Source organism: Actinoplanes aureus (genome assembly GCF_015704865.1).
In the GTDB taxonomy this organism is placed as follows: domain Bacteria; phylum Actinomycetota; class Actinomycetes; order Mycobacteriales; family Micromonosporaceae; genus Actinoplanes; species Actinoplanes aureus.
Window position 1 is genome coordinate 19,945 of the sequence record NZ_JADQTO010000023.1, and the last position, 14,732, is coordinate 34,676.

At 71.1% G+C, this 14,732-nt stretch carries 9 protein-coding genes and 1 riboswitch; of the genes, 6 read left to right on the forward strand and 3 right to left on the reverse strand.

Going from position 1 to position 14,732, the window contains the following annotated elements; genetic code table 11:
• Positions 1-87: 87 nt before the first annotated feature.
• The 5 genes from I4J89_RS35670 to thrC all read left to right on the forward strand — a co-directional run bounded on the left by I4J89_RS35670 (position 88) and on the right by thrC (position 6,742).
• Positions 88-681, forward strand: a complete 594-nt coding sequence (locus tag I4J89_RS35670) for a hypothetical protein (RefSeq protein WP_196418580.1) — start codon at positions 88-90, stop codon at positions 679-681.
• Between the two features lie 46 nt (positions 682-727).
• Positions 728-3,487 carry an alpha/beta fold hydrolase gene (locus I4J89_RS35675; protein ID WP_196418581.1) on the forward strand — a complete coding sequence of 920 codons (2,760 nt, stop codon included), beginning with the start codon at positions 728-730 and terminating at the stop codon, positions 3,485-3,487.
• Positions 3,484-4,350, forward strand: a complete 867-nt coding sequence (locus I4J89_RS35680) for an ABC transporter permease (RefSeq protein WP_196418582.1) — start codon at positions 3,484-3,486, stop codon at positions 4,348-4,350. Before I4J89_RS35675 ends, I4J89_RS35680 begins: the two co-directional genes overlap by 4 nt.
• Positions 4,350-5,237, forward strand: coding sequence for a GNAT family N-acetyltransferase (locus I4J89_RS35685; protein WP_196418583.1), 888 nt, complete (start codon positions 4,350-4,352; stop codon positions 5,235-5,237). Before I4J89_RS35680 ends, I4J89_RS35685 begins: the two co-directional genes overlap by 1 nt.
• 76 nt (positions 5,238-5,313) lie before the next feature.
• A riboswitch (SAM riboswitch) is annotated at positions 5,314-5,450 on the forward strand.
• An 11-nt stretch (positions 5,451-5,461) separates the two neighbouring features.
• Positions 5,462-6,742, forward strand: a complete 1,281-nt coding sequence (thrC, locus tag I4J89_RS35690; protein ID WP_196418584.1) for a threonine synthase — start codon at positions 5,462-5,464, stop codon at positions 6,740-6,742.
• A 222-nt stretch (positions 6,743-6,964) separates the two neighbouring features.
• Here the strand turns inward: thrC and I4J89_RS35695 are convergent, their stop codons facing one another.
• Positions 6,965-7,402: a hypothetical protein gene (locus I4J89_RS35695; RefSeq protein WP_196418585.1), complete on the reverse strand. Its 438-nt coding sequence runs from the start codon at positions 7,400-7,402 to the stop codon at positions 6,965-6,967.
• On the reverse strand, positions 7,402-7,905 hold the full coding sequence (locus tag I4J89_RS35700; protein ID WP_230860145.1) for a GNAT family N-acetyltransferase: 504 nt from the start codon (positions 7,903-7,905) through the stop codon (positions 7,402-7,404). The genes I4J89_RS35695 and I4J89_RS35700 overlap by 1 nt, the downstream gene beginning before the upstream one ends.
• 376 nt (positions 7,906-8,281) lie before the next feature.
• On the opposite strand from I4J89_RS35700, the gene groL reads away from it, so the two are divergent.
• Positions 8,282-9,904, forward strand: coding sequence for a chaperonin GroEL (gene groL / locus I4J89_RS35705; protein WP_196418586.1), 1,623 nt, complete (start codon positions 8,282-8,284; stop codon positions 9,902-9,904).
• A gap of 55 nt (positions 9,905-9,959) precedes the next feature.
• Here the strand turns inward: groL and I4J89_RS35710 are convergent, their stop codons facing one another.
• Entirely contained in the window at positions 9,960-14,663 is a 4,704-nt protein-coding gene (locus tag I4J89_RS35710) for an Ig-like domain-containing protein (protein WP_196418587.1), read from the reverse strand.
• Positions 14,664-14,732 lie beyond the last annotated feature (69 nt).

Consider the following 14,732-nt stretch of genomic DNA (forward strand, 5'->3'; position numbering starts at 1 on the left):
ATTTGTTGGGGCTTTGAGGTGTCCACGCTATCCGGCACTGCCACGCCTTCGGGGAGGCCATTGATGAGGCGTAGTCCTCTCGTCGTTATGTCCGCTGTGCTCGCGCTGACCGCTCTTGGCGGGTGCAGCGACGACGACAAGGCGGATAAGTCGCCCGCCGTCTCGGGAAGCGCGGCGCCCGCCGAGTCGCCGGCCACGCCGTCGGACGAACCGACCGTGGAGAAGGGCGCGCGCAGCGCTCCGGCCGTGGCCTCGGACCCGTTCGTGGCCGGCCCGACCGGGTTCGGTCCCTACCAGGTCGACGAGACGCAGGCCGACCTGGTCGACGCCGAGCTGGTGGAGGGCCTCGCGGACGCCGCGGGCTGCACCACCGGCACCGGCAGCGCCACCTACGGTGCGCCCAAGGTGTTCCTCGCCCAGGGCAAGCTGGTCCTGGTCAAGGCGACCAGCCCGGACGCGAAGGCCGGGAACGGCGTGGGTGTGGGTTCCACCTTCGCCGACGCGCAGGCGAAGTTCCCGGGCGGCAAGCTGCTGTCCGGCCCTGGCGGCGTCCAGGGCTGGCAGGTCGTCCAGGAGACCAACGCCCTGCTCTTCGAGGCGACCGGGGACAAGGTGACCGCCGTCGCCGGCGGCCTGGCCACGAGCGTGGAGAAGAACTTCACCACCGGCTCGGGCTGCTAGTCGGTTCACAGGCATCGCTCAGCCGGATCCGGCTAGCGTGTGCCCCATGTCTGCCCTGACCGCCGGGTTGCGCCGTGCGCTGCCCCGGCTCACCCGGCGCCGGGCGATCGTCGCCGCGGTGGCGCTCGTGCTGATCGCCGCCGCGGCGGTCTGGGCGGTACGCCCCGAGCGTGCCTCCTGGACCTCCGAGGAGTTGCGGCTCACCGTCCGTTCCGGTCCGGCCGGAACCGAACCGGTCGAGCTGGACGCCCGCTTCTACCTGCCCCGGGAGCGGTCCGGGAAGGTTCCGGCGGTGCTGCTCGCGCACGGCTTCGGTGGCACCAAGAACTCGGTCAGCTCGGACGCCGAGTCGCTCGCCGACCGCGGCTATGCGGTGCTGACCTGGACCGCCCGTGGGTTCGGCCGCAGCGGCGGCGAGATCCACCTGGACAGTCCGGACTACGAGGTCAGGGACGCGCAGGGCCTGCTCGACTGGCTCGCCGCCCGTCCCGAGGTGCGTACCGACGCCGCCGGGGATCCGCGGGTCGGCGTGGTCGGCGGCTCGTACGGCGGAGCCCTGGCCCTCCTGCTCGCCGGACAGGACCAGCGGGTCGACGCGATCGTCCCCTCGATCACCTGGAACGACCTGGGCAAGGCTTTCCTACCGCAGTCGGCCGGAACCGACGCGCTGGGCGTGTTCAAGAAGTCCTGGGCCGGCCTGTTCTTCGGCAACGGCTCGGCCGATCTTCTGGAGGGTCCCCGCGAGACCGCGATCGGGGATCCGGCGTGCGGCCGGTTCGCCGCCGACGTCTGCGCCGCGTACCTGCAGATGGCCACCACCGGCCTCCCGGAACAGGCGACCCTCGATCTGCTCAGCAGGTCCAGCCCGGCCGGCGTGCTCGACAAGATCAAGGCACCGACGCTGCTGATCCAGGGTGCGGTCGACTCGCTCTTCCCGCTCTCCGAGGCGGACGCGAACGCCAAGGGCATCGCCGCGACCGGCACCCCGGTACGGGTCGCCTGGTTCACCGGCGGGCACGACGGCGGGGTCGGCCCCGACTCCGACGCGGACCGGGTCAAGTTCCTCACCGTCCAGTGGCTGGACCACTACCTGAACGGCGAGGGCGAGACCCCGAGCGACGACTTCACCTGGTCCCGGGTGGCCGGGTTCAGTGCGCTGGACCGCGGGCTGGTGACGAACGGGTACTCGGCGGACGCGTACCCCGGACTGGCCGGAACCCGCAGCGCCGAGGTCACGGTCGAGGGCCCGGCGCAGCCGATCGCCAACCCGCCGAACGGCAATCCCGGTGCGCTCAGCTCGCTACCCGGGCTCGGCGGCCGGCTCAGCTCGCTGCTCAGCGGCGGCGTCGCGATGGACGTGCCGGGCCAGTTCGCCGCGTTCACCTCGGCCCCGCTGCGCGAGGCGGTCGATGTGGCCGGATCGCCCACGGTACGGCTGAAGGTGGCGTCACCGACCGGCGAGGCGGTCGTCTTCGTCAAGCTCTACGACGTCGACCAGAACGGTGTCGCCACGCTGAGCGCCGGCCTGGTGGCCCCGGTCCGGCTGACCGGCCTGCCGGCGAACCTCAACGACGCGCAGGCGGTCACTGTCACCCTCCCCGCGATCGTGCGGCAGGTCGAGGCCGGGCACACCCTGCGGGTCACGGTCGCCACGTCCGACCAGGCCTTCCTCACGCCGGCTCAGCCGGCCACGTACACCGTCGCGGTGGAGCCGGCGGTCACCCTGCCCACGCTGGTGGGCACGCCGATCGCCAACCCGGCAATCATCTGGTGGTACGCGCTGGCCGGCGTGGTCGGCGTGATCCTGCTCGGCCTGCTGGTGGTCCTGCTCGTGCTGCGCCGCCGGCACCGGCGCCAGGAGAGCACGGTGACCGAGGAGTACGCGGACACGCCTCTCGTCGTCCGCGGCCTGCGCAAGGCGTACGGCGACGGGTTCGTGGCGGTCCAGGAGATCGGCTTCACTGTGCGGCGCGGCCAGGTCGTCGGCCTGCTCGGCCCCAACGGCGCCGGCAAGACCACCACGCTGCGGGTGCTGATGGGCCTGACCCAGCCGACCGAGGGCGAGATCTTCGTCTTCGGGCACCGGCTGGTCCCGGGCGCACCGATCCTGTCCCGGGTCGGCGCGCTGGTCGAGGGCCCGGGCTTCCTGCCGCACCTCTCCGGATATCAGAACCTCAAGGCGTACTGGCAGGCCACCGGCCGGCCGTGGGAGGACGCCCGGTTCGAGGAGGCCCTGGAGATCGCCGGACTGGGCGACTCGGTGCACCGCAAGACCCGCAAGTACAGCCACGGCATGCGCCAGCGGCTCGCCATCGCCCAGGCCATGCTCGGCCTGCCCGAGCTGCTGGTGCTCGACGAGCCGACGGACGGGCTCGACCCGCCGCAGATCGCCGAGATGCGCCGGGTCCTCCAGCGGTACGCGACCGACGGCCGGGCCGTGCTCGTCTCCAGCCACCTGCTCGCCGAGGTGGAGCAGACCTGCACGCACGCGGTGGTGGTGAACAAGGGCCGGATCGTGGCGTCCGGCCCGGTCGAGGACATCGTCGGGGACTCCCCGTCGGTGCAGCTCGACGTGACGGACGTGCCGGCCGCCACCCGGGTCCTGGCGGAGCTCGGCGTGCGGTCGGTGACCCCGGAGGGCACCTCCGGCCTGATCGTCGACATGAACGGGACGGCCCGCTCCGAGCTGGTCGCCTCGTTGGTCGGTGCCGGTATCGGGGTGGACCGGCTGGTGCCGCGGCGCCGGCTCGAGGACGCGTTCCTGGCCCTGGTGGGCGACAACTCGCGGGGGAGTGGGGACCGATGAGCGCATCAGCCGCGACCGGGTACCGGGCTACGCACACTCTGCCGTTCTGGGCCGAGGTGCGCCGGCAGGCTTCCCGCAGGCGTACCCAGCTCGCGCTCGGCTTCATGGTGGTGCTGCCGCTGATCATCCTGGCCGCCTTCGAGTTCGGCGGTGGCGGCGAGGCCGAGGAGGACTCGGACGGCGGTGGCGCGTTCAGCAGCATCGCCGACCTGGCGACCTCCAGCGGCCTCAACTTCACCCTGTTCTGCCTGGCCGTCTCGGCGGGCTTCCTGCTGGTCGTGGTGGTCGCCCTGTTCTTCGGCGACACGGTGGCGAGCGAGGCGAGCTGGGGGAGCCTGCGCTATCTGCTGGCGATTCCGGTGCCGCGCGCCCGGCTGCTCGGCGTCAAGCTGATCGTCGCGGCCGGGTACTCGCTGCTGGCGTTGCTGACCCTGGCCGGCACCGGCTTGCTGATCGGCACGCTCCGGTACGGCTGGGGGCCGCTGGGCAGCACCATCGCCGCCGAGATCCCGCCCGCCGAGGGCCTGCTGCGGCTGCTCGGCATCCTGGCGTACCTCGCGGTCACCCTGCTCGTCGTGGCCGGCCTGGCGTTCCTGCTCTCGGTCCTCACCGACGCGGCGCTGGGCGCGGTGGGCGGCGCGGTGATGCTCTGGATCCTCTCCAACATCCTGAACCAGATCGAGGCGCTCGGTGACCTGCGCACCGTGCTGCCGACGTACTACACCGAGGCGTGGCGCGGGCTGCTCTCCACCCCGGTGCAGGCCGACGAGCTGGCCAAGGGCGCGATCTCGGCGGTCGTCTACGCCACGATCCTCTGGTCGTTCGCCTTCTACCGCTTCACCCGCAAGGACATCACTTCCTGATGGAGATCCGGCCGGCGGTGCCCGCCGACGCGGCGGCGGTGGTCGCGCTGCGTGCGTCGGTCTACCCCTATCTGGTACGCGGAGAGCACGCCACCCGCCGCATGATCGCCTCTCCGCCGCCCGGTGAGGACTGGGCCGCCTTCGTCGCCGAGGCGGGCGCTGAGGTGGCCGGGTGGGTGTCGGCGTACCGGAATCCGCGGTCCGGCCTCGGCCAGATCTCGCTGCTCCACGTGCATCCGGGGCACCGCCGCCGGGGAATCGGCGCCGCCCTGTTCGCGGCGGCCGCCGGCCATCTCCGCGGGATCGGCGTGACACGCGTCGCCGGCACCACGACCGTCGAGGCCCTGGGCTTCGCCCGCCGGTACGGCTTCGAGCCGACCCGGGAGCTCCGCTACTCCGCCCTGGACCTGGCCACGCTCGGTTCGCCGGCGCCGCCCGTACCGGACGGGATCCGGCTGGTGCCGCTGCGCGACGTCCACGAGGACGCCCTGTACCAGGCCGACGTGGCGGCTGCGACTGACGAGCCCGGCGACGTACCGGGGGAGCCGACCCCGTACTCGACGTGGCGCTACGAGATCTGGGAGAACGACAGCCTGGACCGGGACGCGAGCACGGCCGCGCTGGCCGGCTCGGAGATCGTCTCGTTCTCGCTGCTGGCCCGGGACGGCGACCGGGCCTGGTCGGACATGACCGCCACGGTCCCGGCCTGGCGTGGCCGCGGCCTGGCCCGCGCGGTGAAGACCGAAGCGCTGCACCGGGCCGCGGCGAGCGGCGTGCGGACCGCCTACACCAGCAACGACGAGTCGAACGCCCCGATGCTCGCGGTCAACGTCCGCCTCGGCTACCGGCCGGTCGCCAGACAGCTCGCCTGCCTCGCCGGCATGTGAGGGAAGTCGCTCACACCTCGGGAATCCCGGGTGGCGTCCCCGGTATCTCGTCGTAAGGTGTGGGAAACAACTGAATACCTCATCCAGAGGGGCTGAGGGATACGGCCCGTTGACGCCCCGGCAACCACCAAGCATGTCTCGAAGACGAGGCCGAGCTTGGCAGGTGCTAATTCCGTCCCCGTAATGGCAGGTCGCCGCGGGGAAAGATGAGAGGGAAGGCCTCGATGACGTCTACCGTCAACGCACCCACTGCTACCACCTCCCCGGCCCGCGGCCTGATCTGTCGCGCCTGTGGCGCGGAATATCCGCTCGCCGCGCAGCACGCCTGTTACGAGTGTTTCGGCCCGCTCGAGGTCGCGTACGACGATGCGGCGCTCGCGCGGGTGACCCGGGCCCAGATCGAGGCGGGTCCGCAGAACATCTGGCGTTACGCGGGTCTGCTGCCCGCCGGGCAGGACCCGGCCACCCGGGTGACCCTCGATCCCGGCCTGACCCCGCTGGTCAGCGCTCCGGCTCTGGCCGAGGCGATCGGCCTGCAGGCGCCGCTGTACGTGAAGGACGACTCGGCGAACCCGACCCACTCGTTCAAGGACCGGGTCGTCTCGGTGGCCCTGACCGCGGCGAAGGAGCTGGGCTTCAAGCGGTTCTCCTGCGCCTCCACCGGCAATCTGGCCAACTCGGTGGCCGCGCACGCGGCCCGGGCCGGCGTGCCGAGCATCGTCTTCATCCCGGCCGACCTGGAGCCGGGCAAGATCATCACCACCGCGGTATACGGCGGTGACCTGGTCGCGATCGAGGGCTCCTACGACGACGTGAACCGGCTGTGCAGCGAGCTGGTCGAGACCGACGAGTTCGAGGACACCGCGTTCGTCAACGTGAACGTCCGGCCGTTCTACGCCGAGGGCTCCAAGACCCTGGGCTACGAGGTGGCCGAGCAGCTCGGCTGGCGCATCCCGGCCCAGGTGGTCATCCCGATGGCCTCCGGCGAGCTGCTCACCAAGGTGGACAAGGCCTTCTCCGAGCTGGTCGAGATCGGACTGGTCGAGGCGCCGGAGGGCGGCTGGACCGTCTTCGGTGCCCAGTCGGCCGGCTGCAACCCGATCGCCACCGCGCTGCACAACGACACCGACGTGATCACGCCGGTGAAGCCGACCGGCATCGCCAAGTCGCTCAACATCGGTGACCCGGCCGCCGGGCCGTACGCGATCGAGGCGGTCAAGCGGACCGGCGGCTGGATGGACTACGCCGACGACGACGAGATCCGCGAGGGCATCCGGCTGCTCGCCGAGACCACCGGCATCTTCGCCGAGACCGCGGGTGGCACCACGGTGGCCGTACTCAAGAAGCTGGTGGCCACCGGCAAGCTCGACCCGACCAAGGAGACGGTCGTCTACAACACCGGCGAGGGTCTGAAGACGATCGACGCGGTCGCCGGCCAGGTTGGACCGACGCACACGATCAAGCCGTCCCTGCGCGGCGCCCGCGAGGCCGGCCTGCTGGGATAGCTCTCCGTAACCGGCTGTCAGCCGGTTGTCGAAGATTCCCTCCTGGAGGGACTTGCGATCCGATCTCCGGATCGGCAGGATGCATGACGCGGGAGGACGCGACGCCGTACGAGGCCCCTCACCTGAGCTTGGCGACAATCTCCGAGGGACCCAACGACCCAGTGCTGACCCACAAGGGCTGCGGCCTGGAGGCACTGTGCGTCCGTCCTCCCGACCAAATTCCTACCGCCGCTTCAGGCGGGTGACCCACGGCCGCAACGGCAGCTCCTCGGGATAGCCGCCGTCTCTCAGGCCGGCGTGGCGCTCGAAGAAGTTGCGGACGCCGAAGGATCTCGTCAGCGAGTAGGACCAGCCGCAGGCGAACCAGTATGCGGGCCAGAAGAGCGGACCGAGTACGGCGTACTGGCTGGCGTGCCGGCTCTCGTGTGCCAGCAGCGCGGCCCGCTCCTCGGCCAGCAGCCAGTCCGCCGTGCGCCGGGTGAGGATGACCGACCCGACCGTGAAGCAGGAGGCCGGCGGCATCCGGAGGCGGTATCCCTCGGCGATCAGGAGTCCGTCGCGGCCGCGACGGATCCGTGCCCCGGTGAGGAACGCCAGCAGCAGGCCTGTGCCGGTGGTCCCGTTGAGCAGGGTCAGGACGGTGCGGGTGCGGGGGCGCATCAGATCCGCCTCCGCATCTGCAGCTCGGCGAGGGCCGGAACGGTCGGGTGCGGCAGTCGCACGCCGGTGTCGGTGAAGCCGAGCTTCTCGTACGCCCGGACCGCCCGGTCGTTGCCGACCACCACCTCCAGCATCAGCTCGTCGCGCCCGGACGCGGCGGACCAGTCGGCGACCGCCTCGATCAGCTGGGCCAGCACCTTCCCGCCCCGGTAGGCCGGGGTCAGGTACACCGCGAAGACGACCGTGCAGTGCGGCTCGTCCGGGACGAGGGTGCCGCCGGCGTGGCCGATCAGCGGCCCACCCGGGTCGGCGATGAACTGGGCCGTGTCCGGCCCGGTCGAGGACTGCCGGATCCGCTGCCGGTAGCCCTCGTGCGGTCGGGCGGCCGCCTGAGCGAGGGTTTCCAGGAAGGCGAGGGGACTGTCCGCCAGCATCTCCAGACGAAGTGCGCGCATTCGTCCGGCGTCCTCGGGGGTGACCCGGCGCACGGTCCAGTTCTCCATGCCGTTCTCCATACCGTCCGGCGCGGGGGCAGGCAACCTCTTCGCGACCGTGACCTGCTCTTTCAAGATCCTTACGAGGAAACCGAGCCTCGTTCGAGTGTTTCGCGAGAAGATGGGGTTTCTTGCACTCGCCACCGGGGAGTGCTAAACAAGTGATTGGCACTCGCGCCTGCTGAGTGCCAACAGGTCGGGACGGTGGGGTTCCGGTCGCGGCGCTGCCATCGGCGCCGGGGCACGGGACCGGTCGTCGCGGGCTATCCGGCTCGGCCTGAGGACGTCACATCGCCAGGTGGTGACGTCCACAGACGTTCCTCAACGTGCGGAGAGCGGGGCCGACGAGGCCCGGCGCCGCGGATGTCCGGGAGGACAACGCCGTATGGCCAAGATCATCGCATTCGACGAGGAGGCTCGTCGGGGCCTCGAGCGGGGCATGAACCAGCTCGCCGACGCGGTCAAGGTGACCCTCGGTCCCAAGGGCCGCAACGTGGTTCTCGAGAAGAAGTGGGGCGCCCCCACGATCACCAACGATGGTGTATCCATCGCCAAGGAGATCGAGCTCGAGGACCCGTACGAGAAGATCGGCGCTGAGCTGGTCAAGGAGGTCGCCAAGAAGACCGACGACGTTGCCGGTGACGGCACGACGACGGCGACCGTCCTCGCCCAGGCCCTGGTCCGTGAGGGCCTGCGCAACGTCGCCGCGGGCGCGAACCCGATGGCCCTGAAGCGGGGCATCGAGGCTGCGGTTGCGAGCGTCTCCGAGGCGCTGTCGCAGCTCGCGAAGGACGTGGAGACCAAGGAGCAGATCGCCTCCACCGCCTCCATCTCGGCCGGTGACTCCACGGTCGGCGAGATCATCGCCGAGGCCATGGACAAGGTCGGCAAGGAAGGCGTCATCACCGTCGAGGAGAGCAACACCTTCGGCCTCGAGCTCGAGCTCACCGAGGGTATGCGCTTCGACAAGGGCTACATCTCGGCGTACTTCATGACCGACGCCGAGCGGATGGAGGCCGTCTTCGACGACCCCTACATCCTGATCGCCAACAGCAAGATCTCCGCGGTCAAGGACCTGCTGCCCGTCCTCGAGAAGGTCATGCAGTCCGGCAAGCCGCTGATCATCATCGCCGAGGACGTCGAGGGCGAGGCCCTGGCGACCCTGGTCGTGAACAAGGTCCGTGGCACCTTCAAGTCCGTCGCCGTCAAGGCCCCGGGCTTCGGTGACCGCCGTAAGGCCATGCTGGAGGACATCGCCATCCTGACCGGTGGCGCCGTCATCAGCGAGGAGGTCGGCCTCAAGCTGGACGCCGCCGACCTGTCCCTGCTGGGCCAGGCCCGCAAGGTCGTCATCACCAAGGACGAGACCACCATCGTCGACGGTGCCGGCAACGCCGAGCAGATCCAGGGCCGGGTCAACCAGATCCGCGCCGAGATCGAGCGCTCGGACTCCGACTACGACCGTGAGAAGCTGCAGGAGCGCCTGGCCAAGCTGGCCGGCGGTGTTGCGGTCATCAAGGTCGGCGCGGCCACCGAGGTCGAGCTCAAGGAGCGCAAGCACCGCATCGAGGACGCCGTTCGCAACGCGAAGGCGGCCGTCGAGGAGGGCATCGTCCCGGGTGGTGGCGTCGCGCTGGTGCAGGCCGGCAAGACCGCCTTCGACAAGCTGGACCTCGCCGGCGACGAGGCCACCGGTGCCAACATCGTCAAGGTGGCGCTCGACGCCCCGCTGCGTCAGATCGCCGTGAACGCCGGCCTCGAGGGCGGCGTCGTGGTGGAGAAGGTGCGCAACCTGGAGGCCGGTCACGGTCTGAACGCCGCGAACGGTGAGTACGTCGACCTGCTGGCCGCGGGCATCATCGACCCGGCCAAGGTCACCCGCTCGGCGCTGCAGAACGCCGCGTCGATCGCCGCGCTGTTCCTCACCACCGAGGCCGTCGTGGCCGACAAGCCCGAGAAGACCCCGGCTCCGGCCGGTGCCCCGGGCGGCGGTGACATGGACTTCTAAGTCCATCGGTAACACCTCGGCACGGGCGGGTCGCTTCGGCGGCCCGCCCGTTCTGTCATCTCCGCGAGCGCCCGACCCAGTACATGACCGTGCCGGTGACGATCAGGAGCGCACCGGCCCGGGCGGCGGCGAGCACGCCGCCGGTGATGGGCAGCGGCTCGCTGGGAGCGGGCGGGGACGTCGTCGACGTGGTGGGTTCAGGCGTTGCCGACGGTTCAGGCGAAGCGGAAGCCGACGGCGTGGGCGTTGCCGGAGCGGGAGCGGACGTTGTGGGCGCGGTGGTGGCAGACGGCGTGGGCGCGGCGGAAGTGGGCGCGGGAGCGGACGTCGTAGGCGCCGGCGTGGTGGGTGCCGGCGTCGTGGGTTGCCCGGCCACCGTGATCGTGATGCGAGCCTCGGCCACACCGCCGAACCCGTCGGTCACCCGGTAGGCGAAGGTGTCCTCACCGGCCCACCCGGTGTCCGGCGTGTACCGGATCTGCCCGGCCGCCGCCGCGGTCATCACGCCGGCCTCGGCCGGGCGCGCCAGCACCGCCGTGCCGTGCTGTGGTTGATCCACCGACAGCACGGTCAGCGACTGTCCCGGATTGACGTCGGCGTCGTTGCCGAGCACGTCGATGTCGACGCCGGCGTCACTGACCGCGGTGATCCGGTCCGGGACCGCCACCGGCGGTGCGTTCGCCACGGTGACGGTGACCTGCCCGGTCGCGACGTTCCCGTTCACGTCGCGCAGGACGTACGTGAAGGTGTCCGTACCGATGTAGCCGATCTCCGGCGTGTACAGCATCGTCCCGTCCGGATTGATCCGCACGATGCCGTGCCCGGGCGGATCTCCCGCGACGACGGTGAGCGGGTCCGCCTCCGGGTCGTTGTCGTTGCCGGTGATCGTGACGGTGACCGAGGTCGCGGAGTCGGTGGTCACCGCGTCGGCGACCGCCATCGGCGCGGCGTTCAGCGTGATCCGCGCTATGCCGGTGTCGGTCCGCCCCAGGTCGTCGGCGACCACGTAGGTGAACGAGTCCGAGCCGGTCGCGCCGGCCGTGGAGCGGTACGTGACCAGATCGCCGGGTTCGTTCACGACGACGCTGCCCTTGCCGGCCGGCCCGGCCGCGGACACGGTGATCACCTGTCCGGTGTTCGGGTCGTGGTCGTTGGCGAGCACGTCCAGCTGGATCTCGGTCCCGGTCGGTGCGACGAAATCGTCGTCCACGGCGACCGGCGCGGCGTCACGTACGGTAACCGTGATGATCGCCGAATGACCCTGCCCGTCCGGATCCGTGATCGCATAGGTGATCACGTCGGAGCCGTAGAAGCCGCCCACCGGCGTGTAGGTGAGGGTGCCGTCCAGATTGCGGGTGATCGTGCCGTGCCCCGCCGCGGAGACCCCGGTCACGGTGAGCGCGTCGCCGTTCGGGTCGTCGTCGTTGCCGAGCACGTCGAAGGTGACCGCGGTGCCGGTGTCGGTGGTGACCGAGTCCGGCCGGGCCACCGGCGCCGAGTTGACCACGCCGACCGTCACGGTCGCGGTGGAGGTCCCGATTCCGTCGCTGAGCTGGTAGTCGAACGCGTCCGGCCCGCGGTATCCGGCGCCCGGCGTGTAGGTGATCCGGCGGCCGGGCCCGAGCGCCACGCTGCCGTGCGTGGGTCCGTTGCCGGTGGTGATGGTCAGCGCCTGGCCGTTCGGATCGTCGTCGTCGTTCGCCATGACGTCGATCGCGAGCGGCACGCCCGCGAGCACGGTGGCCCCGTCCGGCCGGGCCACCGGCAGCCCGTTGGCGACGGTCACCGTGACGCGCCCGGTGTCGCTGCCGCCCTGGCCGTCGTCGATCGAGTAGTCGAACTGGTCGCTGCCGGAGAAGCCGGGGCCCGGGGCGTACCGGATGGTCCCGTCGGGGCGGACCGTGGCGGTTCCGGCGGCCGGACTCGTCGCGCCGCTGACCCGTAGCGGGTCGGTGAGGTTGGCGTCGGTCGCCGAGGTCAGCACGTCGACGTCGACGGACTGGCCGTAAGCGGTGCTGACGACACGGTCGGCGGCGACCGGCCTGGCGTTGCCGACGGTCACGGTGACGGTGGCGGTGGAGGTGAGGTGCCCCAGGTCCGAGATCGTGTAGGAGAACCTCGCGGTGCCGGAGAAGTGGTCCGGCGGCTGGTAGCGGACCTGATCACCGACTTGCACCGTGGTGCCCGTGCCCGCGGCGGGCTGCCCCGCCGAGTCGAGGGCCAGCGCGTCGAAGACGGTGCCGTTCGGGTCGGTGTCGTTCGCCAGCACGTCGATCAGGACGTCGGTGTGGTACGGCGTGGTCACCAGGTCGTCGGCCGCCGCCGGTGCGGAGTTCGCGACGTCCACGTGCGCGTTTCCGGTCGACTGCCCGCCCCGGCTGTCCTGGACCGTGTAGGTGAAGCTCGCCCGCCCGGTGAAGGCCCCGCTCGGCGTGTAGGTGACCGCCCCGGCCACCAGCGTGACCGCGCCGGCGCCACTCTGCGTCTGACCGACCGCGACAACGGTGAGTGGATCACCGTTCAGGTCGCTGTCGTTGGCCAGCACCGGCAGCGTGACCGGGGTCGTCGGAGCGGTGCCGATCTCGTCGTCCACCGCGATCGGCGTGGCGTTCGCGGTCGTCACCGTGACCGTGGCGGTGTCACTGCCGCCGTGCCCGTCGTCGACGGCGTACCGGAACGTGTCGGCACCGGCCCAGGTCACCTGGGGGGTGTAGGTGATCGTCCCGTTCGCCTCCACGACGGCGGTGCCGTTGCCGGGTACGGAGGTGATCGAGACGGTGAGGCCGCCGGCCGGGTCGTCCGGGTCGGAGTCGTTGGCCCGTACGTTGATCGAGACGGCCGCGTTGTGCGTGGTGGCCGCGGTGTCCGCGCCCGCCTGCGGCCGCGAGTTCACCCGGAGCGCGGCGGTGGCGGTGTTGTTGCCGTTCACCAGGTCCGCTCCGTCGCCGCGGACGGTGAGCGCGGCCGCGGGGTCGGCTGCGGCGGTAGCGTCGGCGGTCGCCGGGATCGAGACGTTCGCCTGGTGGTTCACCAGCAGCGGGCCGAGCCCGCAGGTGACCACCGGACCGGCCGCCGTACAGCCGGCCGGCAGCGTGCCCGGGGTGACGCCGTCGGGCAGGGTGAGCTCGGCCCGGGCCGCCGGCTCGGCGTCCGGGCCGTGGTTGGTGGCGGTGGCGGTGTAGGTCACCGCGTTCGGAGCGGCGGCCCGCTGCACCGAGGCCGGGGTGACCGCGAGGGCGGCGGCGAGGTCGGCGGTCGCTTGCAGGACCGAGGAGGCGGCGGTGCCGCCACCCGCGGAGATGCCGACGCCCGTGGTACGCCCGGTGTAGCTCACGTTGAGCACGTTGGAGACGGCGTAACCGGCGGGCGCGCCCGGGTCGACCCGTACCCGGAACGTGACGTCCGTGCTGCCCAGGTACGGGATGCTGCCCAGCCGGTAGACGACTGTGCCGCCGCCGGACTCACCAGCGTCGGCGTCGGCCGCGTCGGTGACCGGCACACCCTGGACGACCAGCGAGTTCGGCACGTACGTGGTGTAGATCGGGACCGCGTCGGTGACCGTCACCCCGTCCGCGATGTCCTTGCCGTCGTTGCGCACCGTGATCCGGTACTCGAGGTCGTCGCCGCGCTCCAGCTGCCCGCCGTCCAGATCGTTCGAAGCCTTGACGGTGGTGATCCGGGGGGAGTAGAGATCCACGGCGAAGGTGAGGACGCCGGGGTAGTACGCGTCACCGCCGGTCGACAGGGTCAGTGTGGCCGTACTCGCGTTGTTCGCGAGCTTCCCGGACGCGTCGAACGTGTCGATGTCCACGCCGAACAGGTTGGCGTGATTCGGGTTACGGCCGCCGACGGCGGTCCCCTGGTCGCTGATCGTGCTGTTGAACGTGTTGTTCGCCGGGTTCGCGGTGTCGCTCAGGACCTGGCCGTTGAGTCGCAGCCCGTCCCCGGGTCGACCCAGGTCACCCTCGTACGCGACGGCGCCCACCTGGGCATCCACGGTCCCGCTCAGCGGCGTCTTGAGCCCGGTTATCGGGATGGTCGCGGTGCTGGTGCCGGAGATCGAGCCGAAGCCGTCGTAGACCCGCAGGCTGCGCATGGCCTCCGCGAGATTCTGATACGCGATCACCAGCGTCCACCCGGCGTACCGGTCGCCGCCGCGCCCGGCCTGGATGTCGGCCACCCCGTACACCCCGTTGCCGGCTCCGGCCACCAGCGAGGTGACGTCGGCGAAGCCCTGGTAGGCGCCGGTCGGGCTGATCGTGTACAGGCTGGTGGAGAGGACCTGGTGCCAGGCCGGCCCGGCCGGCGTGCGGAACCGGACCTCATTCTTGCGCGCCGGGTTGGGTGCCGCCGCACCCGCCACCCCGCCGATCAGGCCGCCGGCGCTCGGATCGGCGCCCCAGTAGAGCCCGGCGAAGAGCACCGTGCTGCCGGCCGGCATGGTCACCGTCGAGGTGCTGTCGTTGAACGTCGCCGGGTCGCCGTCCGCGTCGGTGTAGACCATCGGATACCCGTTGTTGTTCAGTTCCTCGGTGGCGGTAGAGCCCGAGCCGGTCCGGGCCGTCGCACAGTCCAGCAGGACGTAGAGCGCCGGGCACGTCACGTTGGCGTTGCCGCGGAGCAGGATCGAGCCGTTCGCGTTCACCTCGAACCGGGTGGTGAAGGGCGTCGTGATCGCCGCTTCGACCCGCTCGGGTGGAAACGCCGTCAGCGCCACGGCCAGAACCAGCAGAAGGATTCCGGCACACCGTCGGTGCACGCACTCACGCTAGAAAGTTATGGCGGCCGGGGGGCAAGAATCGGAAACGGTGGATCGCCGATGAATCCC

What these genes read in the sequence shown, in the direction of transcription:
- thrC (WP_196418584.1), top strand. Translation starts at nt 5,462, where the DNA reads ATGACGTCTACCGTCAACGCACCCACTGCTACCACCTCCCCGGCCCGC.
- I4J89_RS35685 (WP_196418583.1), top strand. Translation starts at nt 4,350, where the DNA reads ATGGAGATCCGGCCGGCGGTGCCCGCCGACGCGGCGGCGGTGGTCGCG.
- I4J89_RS35675 (WP_196418581.1), top strand. Translation starts at nt 728, where the DNA reads ATGTCTGCCCTGACCGCCGGGTTGCGCCGTGCGCTGCCCCGGCTCACC.
- groL (WP_196418586.1), top strand. Translation starts at nt 8,282, where the DNA reads ATGGCCAAGATCATCGCATTCGACGAGGAGGCTCGTCGGGGCCTCGAG.
- I4J89_RS35680 (WP_196418582.1), top strand. Translation starts at nt 3,484, where the DNA reads ATGAGCGCATCAGCCGCGACCGGGTACCGGGCTACGCACACTCTGCCG.
- I4J89_RS35695 (WP_196418585.1), bottom strand. Translation starts at nt 7,402, where the DNA reads ATGCGCCCCCGCACCCGCACCGTCCTGACCCTGCTCAACGGGACCACC.
- I4J89_RS35670 (WP_196418580.1), top strand. Translation starts at nt 88, where the DNA reads ATGTCCGCTGTGCTCGCGCTGACCGCTCTTGGCGGGTGCAGCGACGAC.
- I4J89_RS35700 (WP_230860145.1), bottom strand. Translation starts at nt 7,905, where the DNA reads ATGGAGAACTGGACCGTGCGCCGGGTCACCCCCGAGGACGCCGGACGA.